The 20008-nt window shown below is 68.8% G+C and carries 22 protein-coding genes; 20 read left to right on the plus strand and 2 right to left on the minus strand.

Going from position 1 to position 20008, the window contains the following annotated elements; all coding sequences use genetic code 11:
• Positions 1-7 precede the first annotated feature (7 nt).
• A complete protein-coding gene (gene efp, locus E0H73_RS11055) occupies positions 8-571 on the plus strand; it encodes an elongation factor P (protein WP_131353616.1) in 564 nt (187 codons plus the stop codon).
• Positions 572-596: 25 nt separating this feature from the next.
• Positions 597-1007: a transcription antitermination factor NusB gene (gene nusB, locus E0H73_RS11060; protein ID WP_131353618.1), complete on the plus strand. Its 411-nt coding sequence runs from the start codon at positions 597-599 to the stop codon at positions 1005-1007.
• A gap of 275 nt (positions 1008-1282) precedes the next feature.
• Here the strand turns inward: nusB and bldD are convergent, their stop codons facing one another.
• On the minus strand, positions 1283-1795 hold the full coding sequence (gene bldD, locus E0H73_RS11065; RefSeq protein WP_131353620.1) for a transcriptional regulator BldD: 513 nt from the start codon (positions 1793-1795) through the stop codon (positions 1283-1285).
• Between the two features lie 205 nt (positions 1796-2000).
• Between bldD and pyrR the strand changes: the two genes are divergently transcribed.
• From pyrR to E0H73_RS11110, 9 genes are all read left to right on the plus strand, one after another.
• Positions 2001-2606: a bifunctional pyr operon transcriptional regulator/uracil phosphoribosyltransferase PyrR gene (gene pyrR / locus E0H73_RS11070; RefSeq protein WP_131353622.1), complete on the plus strand. Its 606-nt coding sequence runs from the start codon at positions 2001-2003 to the stop codon at positions 2604-2606.
• A complete protein-coding gene (locus E0H73_RS11075) occupies positions 2606-3547 on the plus strand; it encodes an aspartate carbamoyltransferase catalytic subunit (protein WP_202867320.1) in 942 nt (313 codons plus the stop codon). Before pyrR ends, E0H73_RS11075 begins: the two co-directional genes overlap by 1 nt.
• A 76-nt stretch (positions 3548-3623) precedes the next feature.
• Positions 3624-4916: a dihydroorotase gene (locus tag E0H73_RS11080; RefSeq protein ID WP_131353626.1), complete on the plus strand. Its 1293-nt coding sequence runs from the start codon at positions 3624-3626 to the stop codon at positions 4914-4916.
• Entirely contained in the window at positions 4913-5407 is a 495-nt protein-coding gene (locus E0H73_RS11085; protein WP_131353628.1) for a PH-like domain-containing protein, read from the plus strand. Before E0H73_RS11080 ends, E0H73_RS11085 begins: the two co-directional genes overlap by 4 nt.
• Positions 5404-6558 (plus strand): glutamine-hydrolyzing carbamoyl-phosphate synthase small subunit, encoded by a 1155-nt coding sequence (carA, locus tag E0H73_RS11090; RefSeq protein ID WP_131353630.1) that lies wholly within the window; start codon positions 5404-5406, stop codon positions 6556-6558. Before E0H73_RS11085 ends, carA begins: the two co-directional genes overlap by 4 nt.
• Complete coding sequence (gene carB, locus E0H73_RS11095; RefSeq protein ID WP_131353632.1) at positions 6558-9863, plus strand: carbamoyl-phosphate synthase large subunit; 3306 nt, start codon at positions 6558-6560, stop codon at positions 9861-9863. Before carA ends, carB begins: the two co-directional genes overlap by 1 nt.
• Positions 9856-10884, plus strand: coding sequence for a quinone-dependent dihydroorotate dehydrogenase (locus E0H73_RS11100; RefSeq protein ID WP_131353634.1), 1029 nt, complete (start codon positions 9856-9858; stop codon positions 10882-10884). The genes carB and E0H73_RS11100 overlap by 8 nt, the downstream gene beginning before the upstream one ends.
• A complete protein-coding gene (gene pyrF / locus E0H73_RS11105; RefSeq protein ID WP_131353636.1) occupies positions 10881-11717 on the plus strand; it encodes an orotidine-5'-phosphate decarboxylase in 837 nt (278 codons plus the stop codon). The genes E0H73_RS11100 and pyrF overlap by 4 nt, the downstream gene beginning before the upstream one ends.
• 111 nt (positions 11718-11828) lie before the next feature.
• Positions 11829-12791, plus strand: a complete 963-nt coding sequence (locus tag E0H73_RS11110) for a DUF4037 domain-containing protein (protein ID WP_131353637.1) — start codon at positions 11829-11831, stop codon at positions 12789-12791.
• Here the strand turns inward: E0H73_RS11110 and E0H73_RS11115 are convergent.
• Positions 12764-13633 carry a LysR family transcriptional regulator gene (locus E0H73_RS11115; RefSeq protein WP_131353639.1) on the minus strand — a complete coding sequence of 290 codons (870 nt, stop codon included), beginning with the start codon at positions 13631-13633 and terminating at the stop codon, positions 12764-12766. The two genes, E0H73_RS11110 and E0H73_RS11115, sit on opposite strands and share 28 nt — an antisense overlap.
• 68 nt (positions 13634-13701) lie before the next feature.
• Between E0H73_RS11115 and E0H73_RS11120 the strand changes: the two genes are divergently transcribed.
• The 9 genes from E0H73_RS11120 (at position 13702) to E0H73_RS11160 (ending at position 19985) form a co-directional block, all read left to right on the plus strand.
• On the plus strand, positions 13702-14574 hold the full coding sequence (locus E0H73_RS11120; protein WP_202867321.1) for an EamA family transporter: 873 nt from the start codon (positions 13702-13704) through the stop codon (positions 14572-14574).
• A 40-nt stretch (positions 14575-14614) separates the two neighbouring features.
• On the plus strand, positions 14615-14974 hold the full coding sequence (locus tag E0H73_RS11125) for a hypothetical protein (protein ID WP_238163979.1): 360 nt from the start codon (positions 14615-14617) through the stop codon (positions 14972-14974).
• A gap of 164 nt (positions 14975-15138) precedes the next feature.
• On the plus strand, positions 15139-15513 hold the full coding sequence (locus tag E0H73_RS11130; RefSeq protein ID WP_131353643.1) for a hypothetical protein: 375 nt from the start codon (positions 15139-15141) through the stop codon (positions 15511-15513).
• Between the two features lie 127 nt (positions 15514-15640).
• Complete coding sequence (gene mihF / locus E0H73_RS11135) at positions 15641-15955, plus strand: integration host factor, actinobacterial type (RefSeq protein ID WP_131353645.1); 315 nt, start codon at positions 15641-15643, stop codon at positions 15953-15955.
• 44 nt (positions 15956-15999) lie between these two features.
• The gene (gene gmk / locus E0H73_RS11140; RefSeq protein WP_238163937.1) at positions 16000-16641 is read left to right on the plus strand and encodes a guanylate kinase; all 642 of its coding nucleotides are present in this window, start codon (positions 16000-16002) and stop codon (positions 16639-16641) included.
• Positions 16642-16643: 2 nt separating this feature from the next.
• A complete protein-coding gene (gene rpoZ / locus E0H73_RS11145; protein ID WP_130388473.1) occupies positions 16644-16946 on the plus strand; it encodes a DNA-directed RNA polymerase subunit omega in 303 nt (100 codons plus the stop codon).
• Between the two features lie 10 nt (positions 16947-16956).
• Complete coding sequence (gene coaBC / locus E0H73_RS11150) at positions 16957-18210, plus strand: bifunctional phosphopantothenoylcysteine decarboxylase/phosphopantothenate--cysteine ligase CoaBC (RefSeq protein WP_131353649.1); 1254 nt, start codon at positions 16957-16959, stop codon at positions 18208-18210.
• A gap of 116 nt (positions 18211-18326) precedes the next feature.
• The gene (locus E0H73_RS11155) at positions 18327-18833 is read left to right on the plus strand and encodes a GNAT family N-acetyltransferase (RefSeq protein WP_202867322.1); all 507 of its coding nucleotides are present in this window, start codon (positions 18327-18329) and stop codon (positions 18831-18833) included.
• Positions 18834-18875: 42 nt separating this feature from the next.
• Positions 18876-19985 (plus strand): winged helix DNA-binding domain-containing protein, encoded by a 1110-nt coding sequence (locus tag E0H73_RS11160; protein WP_131353651.1) that lies wholly within the window; start codon positions 18876-18878, stop codon positions 19983-19985.
• Positions 19986-20008: the final 23 nt, after the last annotated feature.

Here is a 20008-nt window from a genome sequence, read left to right on the forward strand (position 1 = left end):
TACCCGCGTGGCAACGACGAACGACCTCAAGAACGGCATGGTGCTCGACCTGGACGGGCAGCTGTGGTCCGTGGTCTGGTTCCAGCACCACAAGCCGGGTAAGGGCGGCGCCGTGGTCCGGACGAAGCTGAAGAACGTGCTGTCCGGCAAGGTGGTCGACAAGACCTTCAACGCCGACGTCAAGGTCGAGGTGGCCCAGGTCGACAAGCGCGACATGACCTACCTGTACAACGACGGCTCGGCGTACGTCTTCATGGACAAGTCCACCTACGACCAGCTGCAGATCCAGCCCGAGGTGGTCGGCGACGCCTCCCACTTCCTGCTGGAGAACCAGGACGCGATCGTCGCGGTGCACGACGACCTGCCGTTGTACGTCGAGCTCCCGGCCTCGGTCGAGCTCACGGTCGAGTACACCGAGCCGGGTCTGCAGGGCGACCGCTCCAGCGGCGGCACCAAGCCGGCCAAGCTGGAGACCGGCTACGACATCCAGGTCCCGCTGTTCCTGACCACCGGCGAGAAGGTCAAGGTCGACACCCGCACCGGGGACTACCTCGGCCGCGTCACCTCCTGACGTTCGAGAGAGCTGACAACAGAAGATGTCTGCCCGTAGCAAGGCCCGTAAACGCGCACTCGACGTGCTGTTCGAGTCCGAGGTCAGGGGGCTGCCGGTCGGCGGCACCCTGTCCGACCGGGTGGCGGACAACGACCCGCCGGTGAACGAGTTCACCGTGGCGCTGGTCGAGGGTGTCGCGAAGCACATCGACGTGATCGACGACCTGCTCCAGACGCACTCGGTGGGCTGGTCGCTGGACCGGATGCCCGCGGTGGACCGCAACATCCTGCGGATCGGGACCTACGAGCTGCTGTTCGACGACCAGGTGCCGGATGTGGTCGCGGTGAGCGAAGCGGTCGCGATGGCGCGCGACCTGTCGACGGACGAGTCGCCGGCGTTCGTGAACGGCCTGCTGGCCAGGCTGCTGCAGTTGAAGCCCACCCTGGGCGTCTGAGGAACGAGGGGGGCGAGCCCTCCGGGAATCGGGGCCCGGTGACCGTCTCGGTACGGTCCCGGGCCGGCTTGTCGTCCCCGTGGTGTGGCTCGGGGGGAACGGCCCCGGCCTGGTGCGGCGGGTGAGGTGATGCCCGCCACTGGTCCTGCATCTTTGCGTACTGCGTAATCCGTGCTGCGTTCCTGCTTCTTCTGGTCAAGCCCGGCCCCGCAAGGGAGCGGGCGGGCGGCCGCGGGCCAGCTGCTACGAGCCCCGACCGTCTCTCACGCCTCGCTTCAGGCGCCGGCTACCTCGGACTCCTCGACGTCGCCCTTCGCCTCCGGGTTCAGAACTCCCCAGGAGATGAAGCGCTCGGTCAGAGTCGTCGGCGACTCGTCGTAGATCACCGCGAGCGTGCGCATGTCGTCCTGACGGATCGACAGCACCTTGCCGTTGTAGTCCCCGCGCTGAGCCTGGATCGTGGCCGCGTACCGCGTCAGCGGACCGGCCTCACTCGCGTCGAGGTGTTGCAGAGCCTCCAGGTCGAGGATCAACCGGGGCGGAGCGGCAGCCGCAGCGGCCGCGCTGGCGGAACCAGGCAGCAGTTCACGGATCGGCACGCCGTAGAAATCGGCGAGCTCCGCGAGCTTCTGGACCGTGACGGCCCGATCGCCGCGCTCGTACGAGCCGACGACGACCGCCTTCCAGCGACCCTTGGACTTCTCTTCCACGCCATGCAGCGACAGTCCCTGCTGCTGGCGGATGGCACGTAGCTTGCCACCCAGTGTCTTCGCGTATTCGCTAGGCACGCTGGTTCTTCCCTCCGACTAGTTTCGTCTAGTCCGGCCCGCCGGAACGGGCCGGTCGGTGAAACCCCCCTCGATTACACAGAGTAACAATATTCCGGCGGCGAGGCCAGCGTCAAGACGGCGTGTCACATCCGATACCATGTCAAGCGGTCCGAACGTCCTTTAAAGACCCGTCCAGAGAGGCGGGAAAGGAGGAACGGTAGCGATGAGCCCTGCCCACAGCGCAGAGTCCCCAGACGTCGCGGCCGCGCCGAAACCGGCGCCCCGCACGGTCCTGGACGCTTCCGACATTTCCCGGGCACTGATCCGGATCGCGCACGAGATCCTCGAGCGCAACCGCGGTGCCGACCCGGTCGTCCTGCTCGGCATCCCCACCCGAGGCGTCGGTCTGGCCCGGCGTGTCTCCGACCGGATCGCGGCGGTCGAGGGGCAGAGCGTGCCGACAGGGTCACTCGATGTGACCATGTACCGCGACGACATCCGGCTCAAACCACCCCGTGGCCTGGAGCACACCGACATCCCGCCGGGCGGCATCGACGGCAAGGTGGTGGTGCTGGTCGACGACGTGCTGTTCTCCGGCCGCACCATCCGGGCCGCGCTGGACGCGATCGGCGACATCGGCCGGCCGCGCGCGGTCCAGCTCGCGGTCCTGGTCGACCGCGGCCACCGCGAACTGCCGATCCGCGCCGACTACGTGGGCAAGAACCTGCCGACCTCCCTGGTCGAGCGCGTCACTGTCCACCTGACCGAGTACGACGGAGCCGACGCGGTACTGATCGCGGACAAGACCGGAACGGGGGCGAAGGCCTGATGAAGCACCTGCTGAGTGCGGGGGATCTGAGCCGGGACGAGGCGAACCTGATCCTGGACACCGCCGAGGAGATGCGGTCGCTGGCCGACCGCCCGATCAAGAAGCTGCCCGCGCTGCGCGGCCGGACCGTGGTGAACCTGTTCTTCGAGGACTCCACCCGGACCCGGATCTCGTTCGAGGCGGCGGCCAAGCGGCTGTCCGCGGACGTGATCAACTTCTCCGCCAAGGGCTCCAGCGTGAGCAAGGGCGAGAGCCTGAAGGACACCGCGCTCACCCTGCAGGCGATGGGCGCCGACGGAGTGGTCTGCCGGCACGGTTCGTCCGGCGCGCCGCACCTGCTCGCCACCTCGGGCTGGATGACCGGCTCGGTGGTCAACGCCGGCGACGGCACCCATGAGCACCCGACCCAGGCGTTGCTCGACGCCTTCACGATGCGCCGTCACCTCGGCTCGCTGGAGGGCCGCCGGATCACGATCGTCGGCGACGTACTGCACTCCCGGGTCGCCCGGTCCAACGTGTTGCTGCTGTCGACGCTCGGCGCGGACGTCACTGTGGTCGCGCCGCCGACGCTGCTGCCCGTCGACATGACGAGCTGGCCGTGCGCCACGTCGTACGACCTGGATGCTGCGCTGCCGAAGAGCGACGCGGTGATGATGCTGCGGGTGCAGCGGGAGCGGATGAACGACGCGTTCTTCCCGAGCGCTCGCGAGTACACCCGCCGCTACGGGCTCGACGTGCACCGGATGGCGCAGTTGCCGGACGAGGCGATCGTGCTGCACCCCGGCCCGATGAACCGCGGCATGGAGATCAGTGCCGACGTCGCGGACTCGACCCGCTCGGTCATCGTCGAGCAGGTCACCAACGGGGTCGCCATCCGGATGGCGGTCCTCTATCTACTGCTGTCCGGAAGCAACGAGAACACTGAGGAGCAGACCGCGTGAGCGAGCGAAGCGAGTTCACCATTCAGCACAGCCCGTGTCGCGCCTCATCGGCGCCCGGAGCGAAGCGAGGACGTCGATGAGCTCGTACCTGATCACCGGAGCCAGGATCGTGGGCGGTGAGGTCGCGGATCTGCTGCTGGACAACGGCGAGATCGTTGCTGTCGGCACCAACCTGGAGGCGCCCGCGGGTGTGGAGACGATCGACGCCAAGGGCCTGATCGCGTTGCCCGGGCTGGTCGACCTGCACACGCACCTTCGCGAGCCCGGCCGGGAGGACGCGGAGACCGTCCTGACCGGCAGCCGCGCCGCTGCCGTGGGCGGTTTCACCGCGGTGTTCGCGATGGCGAACACCGACCCGGTCGCCGACACCGCCGGGGTCGTCGAGCAGGTCTGGCGGCTCGGCCGCGAGGGTGGGTACGCCGATGTGTTCCCGATCGGCGCGGTCACCGTCGGCCGGCAAGGCTCGCAGCTCGCGGAGCTCGGCGCGATGGCGGACTCGGCTGCGCGCGTGCGGGTGTTCTCCGACGACGGCGACTGCGTCTGGGATGCCGCGCTGATGCGCCGGGCGCTGGAGTACGTGAAGGCGTTCGGCGGCGTGATCGCCCAGCACGCGCAGGAGCCGCGGCTCACCCAGGGCGCGCAGATGAATGAGGGAGCGCTCTCCGGCGTCCTCGGCCTGACCGGCTGGCCGAGTGTCGCCGAGGAGGCGATCATCGCCCGCGACGTCCTGCTGAACGCGCACGTCGGTTCGAAGCTGCACATCTGCCACCTGTCCACCAAGGGCTCGGTGGAGATCGTCCGGGCGGCGAAGGCGCGAGGCCTGGACGTGACCGCCGAGGTCACCCCGCACCACCTGCTGCTGACGGAGGACCTGGCTGCCTCCTACAACCCGGTCTACAAGGTGAACCCGCCGCTGCGGACCAAGGAGGACGTCGAGGCGGTCCGCGAGGGCCTGGCCGACGGGACGATCGACATCGTCGCCACCGACCACGCGCCGCACCCGGTCGAGGACAAGGACTGCGAGTGGAGCGCGGCGTCGCCCGGCATGATCGGTCTGGAGACCGCGCTGAGTGTGGTCCAGCACGCGATGGTCGACACCAAGCTGCTGACCTGGGCCGACGTGGCCGACCGGATGAGCAACCGCCCGGCCGAGATCGGCCAAGTCGGTGACCACGGCCGTCCGCTCGAGGCCGGTGCCCCGGCGAACGTCGTACTCATCGATCCGGCGGTCGAGCGGACCGTCGTACCGGCGGAGTCCAAGTCGCTGTCTCGCAACACGCCGTTCGAGGGGATGACCCTGCCAGGGCGGGTGGTGGCGACCTTCCTGCGCGGTACGCCGACCGTCCTGGATGGAATGCCGGCCCGGTGAAGGCCTTCCTGGGCATCGCCGGCACGCTGCTGGTGCTTGCGCTGGCCTACTACGGCATGCTCCGGGGCTGGCGGAACCGCCAGGCCCGGCAGGCCGAGCTGGCACCGCTGCCTGCAGTGCCTGAGAACGACAAGACCAAGGGCGTGGAGGGCATCTACGTCGCCACCACCTCGGCCGGCGACTGGATGGACCGGATCGCCGTGCACGAACTGGGCGTCCGCAGTATCGCGGACCTGGCCGTCAGCGAGGCCGGCCTGATCTTCCATCGGCAGGGCGCGGCGGATGTCTTCATCCCCGCGGACCACCTGACCGCCGTCCGGACCGACCGTGGCATCGCCGGCAAGGTGACCGCGGAGAAGTCCGGCCTGGTGGTGGTCACCTGGAACCACGACGGTCGCGAGCTCGACACCGGCTTCCGTCCCCGCCGCAAGGCAGACACCGCCCCGCTGACCGAAACCATCGCGACCCTGATCGGAGTCGAGCAAAGATGAGCCAGCCCGCCCACAATCCTGCACTGCTGGTCCTGGAGGACGGCCGGGCATTCACCGGTACGTCGTACGGGGCAACCGGCGAGACGTTCGGCGAGGCGGTGTTCACCACCGGGATGACCGGCTACCAGGAGACGCTGACCGACCCGTCGTACCACCGCCAGATCGTCACCCAGACCGCACCGCACATCGGCAACACCGGGGTGAACGACGAGGACGACGAGTCGCAGCGGATCTGGGTCGCCGGGTACGTCGTTCGCGACCCGGCCCGAGTGCCGTCGAACTGGCGCGCCACCCGCTCATTGGACGACCAACTCAAGGGCCAGGGCATCGTCGGGATCGCCGGCATCGACACCCGGGCCCTGACCCGGCACCTGCGCGAGCGCGGCGCGATGCGGGCCGGGATCTCCACCGAGATCCTCGACCCGGACGCGCTGCTGGAGAAGGTTCTGCAGCAGCCGCCAATGGTCGGTGCGGACCTGGCCTCCGAGGTCACCACGTTCGAGCCGTACGTGATCCCCGCCGAAGGCGAGAAGCGGTTCACCGTGGTCGCGCTCGACCTCGGGATCAAGTCGATGACGCCGAAGCGGATGGCCGAGCGTGGCATCGAGGTGCACGTCCTGCCGGCCACCGCGACGCTGGAGGAGGTGCTGGCGGTGAACCCGGACGGCATCTTCATGAGCAACGGCCCGGGCGACCCGGAGACCACCGAGCACCCGACCGACCTGCTCAAGGCCCTGCTGCAGCGCGGGAAGCCGTACTTCGGGATCTGCTTCGGCAACCAGGTGTTCGGCCGGGCGCTCGGACTGGGCACGTTCAAGCTCAAGTACGGGCACCGCGGGATCAACCAGCCGGTACTCGACCGGGCGACTGGCAAGGTCGAGATCACCGCGCAGAACCATGGGTTCGCGGTTGATGCGCCGATCGACTCGGTGGTGGAGACGCCGTACGGCACGGCCGAGGTCTCGCATGTCTCGCTCAACGACAACGTGGTCGAAGGGCTCAAGCTGACCGGCCGCGATGGTCGGGTCCTCGCGTTCTCGGTGCAGTACCACCCGGAGGCGGCGGCGGGTCCACATGACTCGGCGTACCTGTTCGACCGGTTCATAGAGTTGATGACTGTCCATTCGGAGCAGTTGGAGGGGCGGGCCTGATGCCGCGGCGTACAGACATCGAGTCGGTCCTGGTGATCGGCTCCGGCCCGATCGTGATCGGTCAGGCCTGCGAGTTCGACTACTCCGGGACCCAGGCCTGCCGGGTGCTGCGCGAGGAGGGGTTCCGGGTCGTCCTGGTCAACTCCAACCCGGCCACGATCATGACTGACCCGGAGTTCGCCGACGCCACCTACGTCGAGCCGATCACCCCGGAGTACGTCGAGAAGGTGATCGAGAAGGAGCGCCCGAACGCGCTGCTCGCGACCCTGGGCGGCCAGACCGCACTGAACGCGGCGATCGCCCTGCACGAGAACGGCGTACTCGAGAAGTACGGCGTCGAGCTGATCGGCGCGTCGGTCGACGCGATCCAGCGCGGCGAGAACCGGGAGTCGTTCAAGCACATCGTCGAGAAGCTCGGCGCGGACGTCGCGCGGTCGCGGATCTGCCACACGCTGGACGACGTCTTCGGTGCGGCCGCTGAGCTCGGCTACCCGCTGGTGGTGCGGCCGTCGTTCACGATGGGCGGTGTCGGCTCCGGGATGGCGTACGACGAGGCGGACCTGCGCCGGATCGCCGGCGCCGGACTGCAGGCCAGCCCGACCACCGAGGTGCTGATCGAGGAGTCGATCCTCGGCTGGAAGGAGTACGAGCTGGAGGTGATGCGCGACAAGGCCGACAACGTTGTGATCATCTGCTCGATCGAGAACGTCGACCCGATGGGCGTGCACACCGGCGACTCGGTCACGGTCGCGCCGGCGATGACGCTGACCGACCGCGAGTACCAGGTGATGCGAGACCTTGCCATCGGCATCATCCGCGAGGTCGGCGTCGACACCGGCGGCTGCAACATCCAGTTCGCGGTGAACCCGGCCGACGGCCGGCTGATCGTGATCGAGATGAACCCGCGGGTGTCCCGCTCGTCCGCGCTGGCCTCCAAGGCGACCGGCTTCCCGATCGCCAAGATCGCCGCCAAGGTGGCGATCGGCTACACCCTGGACGAGATCCCGAACGACATCACCCGGCAGACGCCGGCCAGCTTCGAGCCGACGCTGGACTACGTGGTGGTGAAGGTGCCGCGGTTCGCGTTCGAGAAGTTCCCGGCCGCGGACGCCACCCTGACCACGCACATGAAGAGCGTCGGCGAGGCGATGGCGATCGGCCGCAACTACACCGAGGCGCTGCAGAAGGCGCTGCGCTCGCTGGAGAAGCCGGAGGCCCGGTTCTCCTGGGCCGGATCGCCCGCGACCGATCTCGAGCCGTTGCTGGAGGCAATCAAGACGCCGCACGACGGCCGGCTGCGGACCGTCATGGACGCGATCCGGGCCGGGGCGACGCCGGAGCAGATCTTCGACGCGACGAAGATCGACCCGTGGTTCGTGGACCAGCTCTACCTGATCCACGAGATCGCCCTGCAGACCGCGGCGGCGCCGCGGCTCACGCCGGAGGTGATCCGGCTGGCGAAGCGGCACGGGTTCTCCGACCTGCAGCTGGCCGAGATCCGCGGGCTGACCGAGGACGTCGTCCGCGGGGTCCGGCAGGCGCTCGGGATCCGGCCGGTCTTCAAGACGGTCGACACCTGCGCGGCCGAGTTCAAGGCCGAGACGCCGTACCACTACTCGTCCTACGACGAGGAGACCGAGGTGGCGCCGCGGACCGAGCCGGCCGTGCTGATCCTGGGATCGGGGCCGAACCGGATCGGGCAAGGGATCGAGTTCGACTACTCCTGTGTGCACGCCTCGATGGCGCTGCGCGACGCGGGCTACTGCACGGTGATGGTGAACTGCAACCCGGAGACGGTCTCGACCGACTACGACACCTCGGACCGGCTCTACTTCGAGCCGCTCACCTGCGAGGACGTGCTCGAGATCGTGTACGCCGAGATGCAGGCCGGACCGGTCGCCGGAGTCATCGTGCAGCTCGGCGGGCAGACGCCACTGGGTCTGGCCCAGCGGCTCGCGGACGCCGGCGTACCGATCGTGGGTACGTCGCCGGAGGCGATCCACCTGGCCGAGGAGCGGGGCGCGTTCGGGAAGGTGCTCGCGGACGCGGCTCTGCCGGCGCCGAAGCACGGTACGGCGATGTCGGCCGACGAGGCGCGTGAGGTTGCCGAGGAGATCGGGTTCCCGGTGCTCGTGCGGCCGTCGTACGTGCTGGGCGGCCGCGGGATGGAGATCGTCTACAGCGAGGCCGAACTGACGGCGGCGCTGGGACGGCTGAGCGGTGGTACGGGGTCGTGGGAGCACCCGGTGCTGATCGACCGGTTCCTCGACGACGCGGTCGAGATCGACGTGGACGGGCTGTTCGACGGCGACGAGTTGTTCCTCGGCGGCGTGATGGAGCACATCGAGGAGGCCGGAGTGCACTCCGGCGACTCGTCCTGCGCGCTGCCGCCGATCACGCTCGGGAACGCGGACATCGAGAAGATCCGGCAATCGACCGAGGCGATCGCGCGCGGCGTCGGCGTACGCGGCCTGCTGAACGTGCAGTACGCGCTCGCCGGTGACGTGCTCTACGTGCTGGAGGCGAACCCGCGGGCGTCCCGGACGGTGCCGTTCGTGTCGAAGGCGACCGCGACGCCGCTGGCGAAGGCGGCGGCCCGGGTGATGCTCGGTGCCTCGATCACGTCGCTGCGCGACGAGGGCATGCTGCCGGCCGAGGGCGACGGCGGGACGCTGCCGACCTCGACGCCGATCGCGGTGAAGGAAGCCGTGATGCCGTTCAACCGGTTCCGGACCGTCGACGGCCGGTCGGTGGACACCGTGCTCGGGCCGGAGATGCGCTCGACCGGCGAGGTGATGGGCATCGACGACACCTTCGGTACGGCGTTCGCCAAGTCGCAGGCCGGGGCGTCGCAACCGCTGCCGGGGAGCGGCAAGGTGTTCGTGTCGGTGGCGAACCGGGACAAGCGGCACATGATCTTCCCGGTGAAGCGGCTGGCCGATCTCGGCTTCGAGATCTACGCGACCGACGGGACGGCCGACGTACTGCGCCGCAACGGGGTCGAGGCGATCACGGTCCGCAAGAACAGCCAGGGACCGGGGCCGAACGGCGAACCGACCATCGTCCAGATGGTCCACGACGGTGAGCTCGACCTGATCGTCAACACCCCGATCGGGATCACCCAGGGCGGTTCGCCCCGCCTGGACGGGTACGAGATCCGCAGTGCTGCCGTGGCTCGGAACATCCCGTGCATTACCACGGTGCAAGGGCTGGCGGCCGCGGTACAGGGGATCGAGGCGCAGCAGGCCGGTGACATCGGCGTACGGTCGCTGCAGGACTGGGTGCCGAGGATCCGCGGTGTATAGCCGCGTCGTCCGGCCGGTCCTGTACCGGCTGGGGAAGGGCGACGCCGAGGTCGCACACGAGCAGACGCTCAACGCCCTGCGCCGCCTGGGCCGCGTCCCGGGTGCCGTCCGGCTGATGTCACGGTTCCAGACCGGCTCGGAGCGGACCGTCTTCGGCGTCCGTTTCCCGGGCGCCGTCGGCCTGGCCGCGGGCATGGACAAGAACGGGATCGCGCTGCCGGCCTGGCGTGCCCTTGGGTTCGCGTTCGTCGAGGTCGGGACGGTCACCGCGCACGCGCAGCCGGGGAACGAGAAGCCGCGGCTGTTCCGGCTGGTCGAGCACGAGGCCGTGATCAACCGGATGGGCTTCAACAACCTGGGCTCGGAGGCACTCGCTGCCCGGCTGGCGGCGTACGGACCGCTCGGCTATCCGCTGGGCGTCTCGATCGGGAAGTCGAAGGTGACTCCGCTCGAGGATGCGGTCGAGGACTACGTGACCTCGCTGCGGCGCCTCTACCGGTACGGCGACTACTTCGCGGTCAATGTGTCGTCGCCGAATACGCCGGGGCTGCGCTCGCTGCAGGATGCCGGGCACCTCCGGGAGTTGCTGACGGCGCTGCGGGCCGAGGCTTCGTCGCTGAGCGTCGGCGGTCTGGACGGGAAGCCGATCCTGGTGAAGATCGCGCCGGACCTGACCTCGTCGGCGATCGACGAACTGCTGCAGGTCTGCACCGACGTCGGCATTGCCGGGATCATCGCCACCAACACCACGATCGGCCGGCCCGGGGTGGAGTCACACCCGCTGGCGTCGGAGACCGGCGGCCTGTCGGGGCGGCCGCTGACCGAGACGGCGGCCAAGACGGTCGCCCACATCCACGCCGAGACCGGGGGAGCGTTGCCGATCATCGGGGTCGGCGGCATTCTCGACTCAGCCGACGCGGCCCGGCTGTTCGACGCCGGCGCCAGTCTCGTCCAGATCTACACCGGGCTGATTTACCGAGGCCCCGGCCTTGTCCGCCAGATCAATCGGGGAGTGAGATGAGCAACCAACCCTTCGGCGCCCGGCTCCGGGCCGCCATGGACACCCGCGGCCCGCTGTGTGTGGGCATCGACCCGCACGCCCACCTGCTGGCCGCCTGGGACCTGCCCGACGACCCGGACGGCCTCGCGTCGTTCACGTACGGCGTGGTGGACGCGTTGGCGGACCGGGTCGCGGTGTTCAAGCCGCAGTCGGCATTCTTCGAGCGGTTCGGGTCGGCCGGGATCGCCGTCCTCGAAGAGGCAACGATCCGGCTGCGGGAGGCCGGTGCGCTGGTGATCATCGACGCCAAGCGCGGTGACATCGGGTCGACGATGGACGGGTACGCGGCGGCGTATCTGGCGGAGAAAGCGCCGCTCGCGTGCGACGCGCTGACGGTCAGTCCGTACCTCGGGTTCGGGTCGCTGCAGCCGGCCATCGATGTGGCGCGGGAGTCCGGTGCGGGTCTGTTCGTGCTCGCGTTGACGTCGAACCCGGAGGGACCGCAGTTCCAGTCGGCCCGGACTGTCGACGGTCCGACGGTGGCGGGCGCCGTACTGGACGGGCTGCGGTCGCTCAACGCCGACGCCGACGGGCTGGGGTCGTTCGGTGCGGTCGTTGGCGCGACCATCAAGCCGACCGACGAGGTCCTCGACATCAACGGTCCGCTGCTGGCGCCGGGACTCGGTGCGCAGGGCGGCACGGCCGAGGGGTTGGCGGCGGTCTTCGGGTCGGCGGTGCGGAACGTCGTACCGTCCAGCTCACGCGAGATCCTCGGTGCCGGTCCGAGCGCCGGTGCGTTGCAGGATGCGGCCGATCGTGCCAACGACGCGTTCCGGACGGTGCTCGGGTACTGACAAACACCGGTTTGTTCCGGTAGGATTTGATTTACCAAATGGCGCGATGAATTTCGCGCCATTTGGTGTTTTTTCTTGAGTTCCACGGGGTTGGCGTGCGATCTTTCCAGCATGTTTGTTTCTGGGCAGGAATTGAGTCGGCGGTTCTATCTGGAGAAGGTGCGGCCGGTTGTCGACGTACCGCACAGTGCCGCGTTGCTGGGCCGCACCTCGGAGGTGCTCGGATTCGACGACGAGATGTCGACCGACCACGACTGGAAGCCGCGGGCGCTGCTGTTCGTTCGGGAGGGCGTCACGCTGGAGCCGGACGTGCCGGACAAGTTCGAGGGGTGGCCCGCGTCTGTCGAGGTGCACACGCTCCGGTCGTACTTCCAGAAGCAGTTGGGATTCGATCCGGATCAGGAACTCGCCGCCCGGGATTGGCTGACGTTCCCGGAGTCGATCCTGCGGCAGCACACGGCCGGTGCGGTCTTTCACGACGAGATCGGGTTGCAGGCGGTGCGGGACCGGTTGAATTACTATCCGCCGGACGTCTGGCGCTATTTGATGATCGCGGCCTGGTGGTGCGTGCACCCGGAGATGAATCTGGTCGGCCGGGCCGGATACACCGGCGACGAGCTCGGATCGGCGGTGATCGGTGCGCAACTCGTCCGCGACCTCATGCAGTTGTGTTTCCTGCTGGAGCGGCAGTACGCGCCGTACCGGAAGTGGTTCGGTACGGCGTTCAGCCGGCTGTCCTGTGGTCCGACGGTCGGACCGCTGCTCCGCGACGTGCTGCGCGCCGAGACCTGGCAGGAGCGAGAGGCCGCGCTGATGGCGGCGTACCGGCCGATCTGTGAACTCCACAACCGGCTGGAGATCACGCCGCCCGTCGAGCTCGGGGTCGAGCAGATGTGCGGCCGGCCGTTCAAGGTGGTCTGGGGTGACTTCCCCGGCGCGCTCGCAGCGGGGATCGAGGATCCGGAGGTGAAGCGGATCGCCGAGCGCTGGCCGGTGGGCCGGATCGAGCAGATTCGCGACGTGTTCTGGCACGCGAACGACCGCCGTCAGTTGGTCGAGCTGGTGGACTCTTGATACAGACCGGACAGGAGGTCGACTGCCGCCTGGGTCGCGGGGTGCGGGTCCTGACGGTGCCAGATCAGGTGGACGTCGACCGGCGGTGCGTCGCGGAGCGGACGGTAGACGACGCCGTCCCGACGGTACTGCGCTGTCGTCGCCTGGGGAGTGACACCAACGCAACGGCCGGACGCGATGGCGGACAGCCAGTCGTCGACGTCGTGGGCGTACTCGATCCGCGGGCGTGCTTCCCCGGGCCAGAGGTCGGCCGTCGTACTGCCGGTCCTTCGGTCGATCACCAGGACGCGGTCGCGGAGTTGGTCGAGGGTGACGGTTCGTTTGCGGGCGAGCGTGTCGTCAGCCGGCAGGGCGCAGTACCGGCGTTCCTGGGCGACTGTGGTGTGCGCGAACCGGCGCAGGTCGATATGGGTGCGGACGACCGCGAGGTCGCACAGTCCTTCCGCGAGGCCGCCGGTCGACGTGTTGGTCCGGATCAGCTGGAGCTCGATCTCCGGATGCTCGGCCGCCCATCGCCGCTGGAACTCGGCCGTATGACGTCCCATCGCCGACCACGCATGCCCGATCCGCAACCGCGTGTGCCCGGTCGTCGCCTCGGCCACCAACTCGTCGACGTCGTTGAGGATCTGGCGAGCCCGCGCCAGCACCTGCACTCCCGCGGTCGTCGGTGTCACCGACCGGCTCGTCCGATGCAGCAGCCGAACCCCCAGCCGACCCTCCAGCGCCAAGAGGTTCCGCGACACCGCGGCCTGCGAGACGCCCAGCTCGATCGCCGCATCGGTGAACGTCCCGGTGTCCACGACCGCGACCAGGCAGCGCAGGTGCCGGAGCTCGAGATCCATAACCACAGCGTATAGATCGCTGCGCCGGTGCATTTTGCCGAAGGCGCGGCGGCACGGAACCTCTGACCATGGAGAGAGGTCGGCTGGGTGGGGTAGCGATGATGCTCGGGAGCGGGCTGTCGACTCAGGTGGGTGCGTCGGTCGCCGCGCTCGCGTTTCCGGTCATCGGGCCGGTCAGCGTCGTGGCTGTCCGGCAGTGGATGGCTGGGGCGGTGTTGCTGGCGGTCGGGCGGCCGAAGCTGCGGACGATCACCAAGCGGCAGTGGCGGGCAGTGCTGGCCCTGGCCGCGGTCTTCGCGGTGATGAACCTGTCGCTCTACATGGCTATCGACCGGATCGGCCTCGGGCTGGCGGTGACGCTGGAGTTCCTCGGTCCGTTGGCGGTGGCGTTGCTCGGGTCGCGGCGGATGGTCGATCTGCTCTGTGCACTGACTGCCGCGCCCGCGGTCCTGCTGCTCACCCGGCCGCAGGCGACGTCGGACTACCTCGGCATCGGCCTCGGGTTGCTCGCCGCGGTCTGCTGGGCCTGCTACATCCTGCTGAACCGGACCGTCGGACGCGAGTTGCCGGGCGCGACCGGATCGGCGGCCGCAGCGGGCGTTTCTGCCTTGGTGTACGTCCCGATCGGTGTGTTCGTGCTCTGGCAGCACCCACCGACGGTTGCGTCGGTGTCGTACGCCCTGGTCGCCGGGGTGCTGTCGTCGGCCGTCCCGTTCCTGGTCGACCTGCTGACACTGCGCCGGGTGCCGGCTCAGTTCTTCGGCGTGTTCATGAGCGTGAACCCGGTGCTGGCCGCCCTGGTCGGGCTGGTGGTGCTCGATCAGCACCTCGGCCCGATCGACTGGATCGCGATCGCGGTGATCGTGACGGCCAACGCCGTCGCGATCTCGGTCGGAGCTATGACCCCACGGTCCGCAAAGGTGTCTGCTGACGGGGAGTGACGGTCTCCTCGCAGCAGAGTAAGGAACGCAATTGCGTAAGGTGGCGGCCCTCGCGGCGGTAATGACCATGGGCATCGGCACGCTGACGGCGTGCTCGGGTGTTGATTACTGCAGCGAGCTTCAGAACTACGCCGAGGCGGCCAAGAACCTCGACATCAAGGACTCCGAGGCGGTCGGCAAGATGCTCGACGAGGCGAAGAAGGTGTCCAAGTCGGCGCCGGACGACCTGAAGGACGACTGGAAGGTCGTGCTCGACTACGCCGAGAAGGCCAAAGAGGCGAACGGCGACATGACCAAACTGGCCGAGCTGGGCAAGAACGACGGCGAGAAGGTCGCGTCGGCCGGTGCGGCCATCGCCAAGCAGGCCAAGGACACCTGCAAGGTCACCATCGACGGCTGACCCCACGCCACCGGCACAGTTCGAGGGGAGATCCCCTCGAACTGTGCCTTCTCCCTCCGTATACGAGCAGAGAACCCACCATGGGTAGGGACATCCCCTCGAAGGTGGGTGGCGGAAAGTATTCGTTTCTGATCATTTGGTCACCGCCGGTAGCCTCGGCAGGCATGAAGCGCACCCTCGCCCTGGCCGCCACCGTCATCGCCGGTACCGCCACGCTGACCGCCTGCACCGAGGAGCAGGCCTACTGCGTCGATCTCGCCGGGTACGCCGCCAACGCGGTGAACGTCGACCCGCAGAAGCCGGCCGACTACGTGAAGATCCTCGAGGACGCCAAGAAACTGCGCGATTCTGCCCCCGCGGACGTGAAGGACGACTGGGGCGTCGTGGTCGGCTTCGCCGAGAAGGCCCAGAAAGCGGGCTCGGACCGGGTCGAACTGGCCCGCCTGAGCAAGGAGACCGGCACCGTGATGACGGCGTACAAGGCGATCAGCACGCACGCCAAGGACTCCTGCAAGGTCGACGTTCCCGCCCTGAACTGACCGTGTGATCGATCCAACCCGCCGCCCGGCCGGTGACTCGGCCGTCAGAGGGCTCTGTTGAGCGTTGGAGGCGCCCGAAGCCGTGTTAGGTTCCCTTGCGAAGCCACACAACGGGACAGGTGAAACGGTGCCACTTCCTTCTTTGACCCCGGAGCAGCGAGCGGCGGCTCTGGACAAGGCCGCGGCGGCGCGGCGTGAACGAGCCGAGATCAAGAACCGGATCCGGCATTCGGGAGCGTCTCCGACGGAGGTGCTCCACGAGGGGCAGACGAACGACGTGATCGGCAAGATGCGGGTGAGCGCGCTGCTGCAGTGCATCCCCGGCGTGGGCAAGGTCCGCGCCCAGCAGATCATGCAGCGGGCGGGGATCTCGGAGACGCGGCGGGTGCGCGGCCTCGGCTCGAACCAGATCGCCGCGCTCGAGCGCGAATTCGCCGAGTGAGCCGAACCGAAGTTCTCCCCGGCTCGTTGGACACTGGTGTGACGATGACCACGCACCCGAGGAACCAGACAGACAGCCCGGCGGGCTCCGGCCGGACCGGCAAGTCGACGAGCGGGGGAGCCGTGCTGACTGTGCTCGCCGGGCCGACGGCGGTCGGGAAGGGCACGGTCGCTGCCGACGTCCGCGAGCGTTACCCGGACATCTGGATCTCCGTGTCGGCCACGACCCGCAAGCCCCGGCCGAACGAGGTGCACGGCGTGCACTACCTGTTCGTGTCCGACGCCGAGTTCGACCGGATGATCGCCGACGGTGAGTTGCTGGAGTGGGCGGTGGTGCACAAGGCAGCCCGCTACGGCACCCCGAAGCAGCCGGTGCTCGACAAGCTGGCCGAGGGCCGGCCGGCGCTGCTCGAGATCGACCTGCAGGGTGCCCGCCAGGTCCGCGAGTCGATGCCGGAGGCGCAGTTCGTCTTCCTGGCGCCGCCGAGCTGGGACGAGTTGGTCCGGCGCCTGGTCTTCCGCGGGACCGAGACTCCGGAGGAGCGGGAGCGCCGGCTCGAGACCGCAACGGTCGAGCTGGCCGCCGAGAAGGAGTTCGACGCGACGATCGTGAACGCGTCGGTTCGGGAAGCCGCTGATCAGTTGGTAAAGTTGATTCGATCACCCTCCATCTCTGGAAAGAGCTGACCTTGTCTGGCAACCAGCCCGTCGCCATCGGCATCACGTCCCCGCCGATCGACGACCTGCTCACCCGCACCGACTCCAAGTACAAGCTGGTGCTGTACTCGGCCAAGCGGGCGCGGCAGATCAACGCCTACTACTCGCAGCTCGGCGAAGGCCTGCTCGAGTACGTCGGGCCGCTGGTCGAGACCCACGTGCAGGAGAAGCCGCTCTCGATCGCGATGCGCGAGATCAACGAGGGCGTGCTGACCTGCACCGACATCGACCCCGAGGCCGAGGCGGAAGCCGCCGCCGCGGAGAAGTCCGAGTAGTTCTCCCGCGATGGCGACCGGGTCCGCCGGCACGGGCCGGCCGAACGTGGTGCTCGGGGTCGGCGGTGGTATCGCGGCGTACAAGGTCTGTGACCTGCTGCGACGGCTGACCGAATCCGGGCACAGTGTGCGGGTGGTTCCGACCGCGGGTGCGCTGGAGTTCGTCGGCGCGGCGACCTGGGCCGCGCTGTCCGGTCAGCCGGTGACGGCCGATCCGTTCGACAACGTGCATGAGGTCCCGCACGTCCGAATCGGCAAGGCTGCCGAGCTCGTCGTGGTCGCCCCGGCGACGGCCAACCTGATCGCCAAGGCCGCGCACGGCCTGGCCGACGATCTGCTCACCAACACGCTGCTGACCGCACGCTGCCCGATCCTGTTCGCGGCCGCGATGCACACCGAGATGTGGGAGCACCCGGCCACGCAGGCGAACGTCGCGACTCTGCGGTCCCGCGGCATCACCGTGCTCGACCCGGCCGTCGGCCGGCTCACGGGCACGGACACCGGCCGCGGCCGGTTGCCCGAGCCGTCGGAGATCTTCGCGATCAGCCAGTTGATGCTCGCTGACGAGGCTTCCCGCGCGGCCGGTCATGAGGTTGCCGACCTCACCGGCAAGCACGTGCTGGTCAGTGCCGGCGGGACGCGTGAGCACCTCGACCCGGTCCGCTACCTCGGCAACTCCTCGTCCGGCAAGCAGGGCTACGCGCTGGCCCGGATCGCCGCCGCACGCGGCGCGAAGGTCACGCTGGTCGCGGCCAACTCCGAGCTGCCCGATCCGGCCGGAGTCCAGCTCGTCCCAGTGACGAGCACGCGCGATCTGTACGACGAGATCACGAGCCGTGCTGCCGATGCGGACGCGATCGTGATGGCGGCGGCCCCGGCCGACTTCCGCCCGGCCGACGTCGCGGAGCACAAGATCAAGAAGACCGCGGACGGCTCGGTCCCCGCGGTCAACCTGGTGCAGAACCCGGACATCCTGCAGACCATCTCGCACGACCGCGGCCGGGCCGATCAGGTGATCGTCGGCTTCGCCGCCGAGACCGGCGACGCGGAGCACTCGGTGCTCGAGCTCGGTCGCGCCAAGCTCGAGCGCAAGGGCTGCGACCTGCTGGTCGTGAACGACGTCTCCGGCGGCAAGGTCTTCGGCAGCGACACCAACGAAGCCGTCATCCTCGACCGCGCCGGCGTCGCGCTCCCGGTCCCGTCCGGCAGCAAAGACGCCCTGGCGGGTGTGATCTGGAACTTGGTCGCGGCTCACTGGAAGTGAAGAAACGGGGATGACCTGGAACCTGGTCGCCGCTCGCCGGAAGTGAAGAAAACGAGGAGTAGTGAAACGAGCGTGACCTGGAACCTGGTCGCCGCTCGCTGGAAGTAGAGGCTGACGTGCCGGTGCGGGTGGAAGTGGCGACCGAGGCTGATGTGCCGGTCATTCTGGGGTTGGCCGGCGAAGTCGAGCACTGGTTCGGGCCGATGGTCGGTCATCCAGGGTTCCAGCGTGCACTGGACGATCACATCGCCGGGCAACGGGCTTTCGTGGCGTTCGGACCGGGCGGGGAGCCGGCCGGGGCGGTCCTGTTCGGTGGAGCGCCGCCGCGCTTTGCCGTGCACTGGCTGGTCGTTGCCGATCATGTCCGTGGTCAAGGCGCCGGACGCACCCTGATGAGCGCCGTGATCGAGCGGCTGACCGACGGCGCCGGCCTCGCCGAGGGCGAAGTGGTGGAGGTCGTCACGTTCGGCCCCGACCATCCCGGCGCGGTCGACAGCGGTGCGCGGGTGTTCTACGAGCGGCTCGGCTTCGTGCCGGCCGAGCCCGCACCGGACGGACCGGAGGGCGGCTCGCGCCAGGTCTTCCGCCTGAACGCCCGACCTCTGAACGGCGGTCGTGGCTAAAAGGGGTCAGAAGTTGTCCGCTTCTGCCGCTACGGTCGGGGCATGGAGATCAGTTGGCAGGGCGTCGTTGCTCGGCGGATGAAGCGACACCACTTGAGCGACCCCGGTGCCACTCCGGTCGACGTTGTGCGGGCGATGTGTGGGGCGCATGCTCAGGTTCTGTCGGCGGGGGAGATGTCGGTGGCTCTCCGGCTCGCGGATGCGACCCGGGAGACGGTGCAGCAGGCCGACGAGCTCGTGAAGACGTTCGGGCCGCGTGGGACTGTGCATCTCCTGCCGCTCGACGATCTTCCGATGTGGACGGGAGCGCTGTCTGCTCTGCCGACCGGGCTCGCGCCGCCGTTCATGCGGATGACTCCGGAGCAGACCGCCGAGGTCATCGTGGCCGTCGGTGAAGCGCTCGCTCACGACGACCTGACCGTCGACGAACTCTCCGACGAGGTCGTACGGCGTACTGGGTCCTGGGCGGGCGACCTGGTGATGCCTGCGTTCCAGGGCTACTGGCCACGGTGGCGGCAGGCGATCTCGGTCGCGGCCAACGCCGGCGTCCTCTGCTACGGGCCTAACCGCGGCCGCAAGACGACGTACACGAACCCGCATCGCTTCCAGCCCTTCGATCCGATGAACGGCGACGCAGCGCTCACCGAGCTGCTCCACCGCTACCTGCACTCCTACGGACCGGCGACGCCGCAGCAGTTCGCCCGCTGGCTCAACACCACGCCGACCTTCGTCAAGCCGTACTTCGCCGGCCTCCCGCAGGTAGAGCTCGACGGCCAACCCGCCTGGCACGCACCCGGTGACGGCGACTTCGACGACGAACCGCCGCGAGGCGTCAGGCTGCTGCCGTACTTCGATGCGTACGGCGTCGGCAGCTACCCGAGAGAGCTGTTGTTCCCGGGCAAGGCCTTCACCCGGGCGCTCGCCCGCGGCCAGGCCGGCAACTACCCGCTCGTGCTGATCGACGGCATCGTCGCGGGCGTCTGGCACCACAAGAAGGCCGGTCGGACGCTGCACGTGACCGTCGAGGTGCTCACCTCCCTCAACCGGACACGGCGCCGGCAGCTGGAGGCCGAGGTGGACCGGTCGGCTGCGATCCTGGCCTGCACACCGTCGCTCACCGTGGGCGACGTAGCGGTCGGTCCGCACGCCTGAAACCCGACCCTTTGTCCACGATG

Origin of the sequence: Kribbella pittospori, from assembly GCF_004331465.1 — a bacterium.
In the GTDB taxonomy this organism is placed as follows: domain Bacteria; phylum Actinomycetota; class Actinomycetes; order Propionibacteriales; family Kribbellaceae; genus Kribbella; species Kribbella pittospori.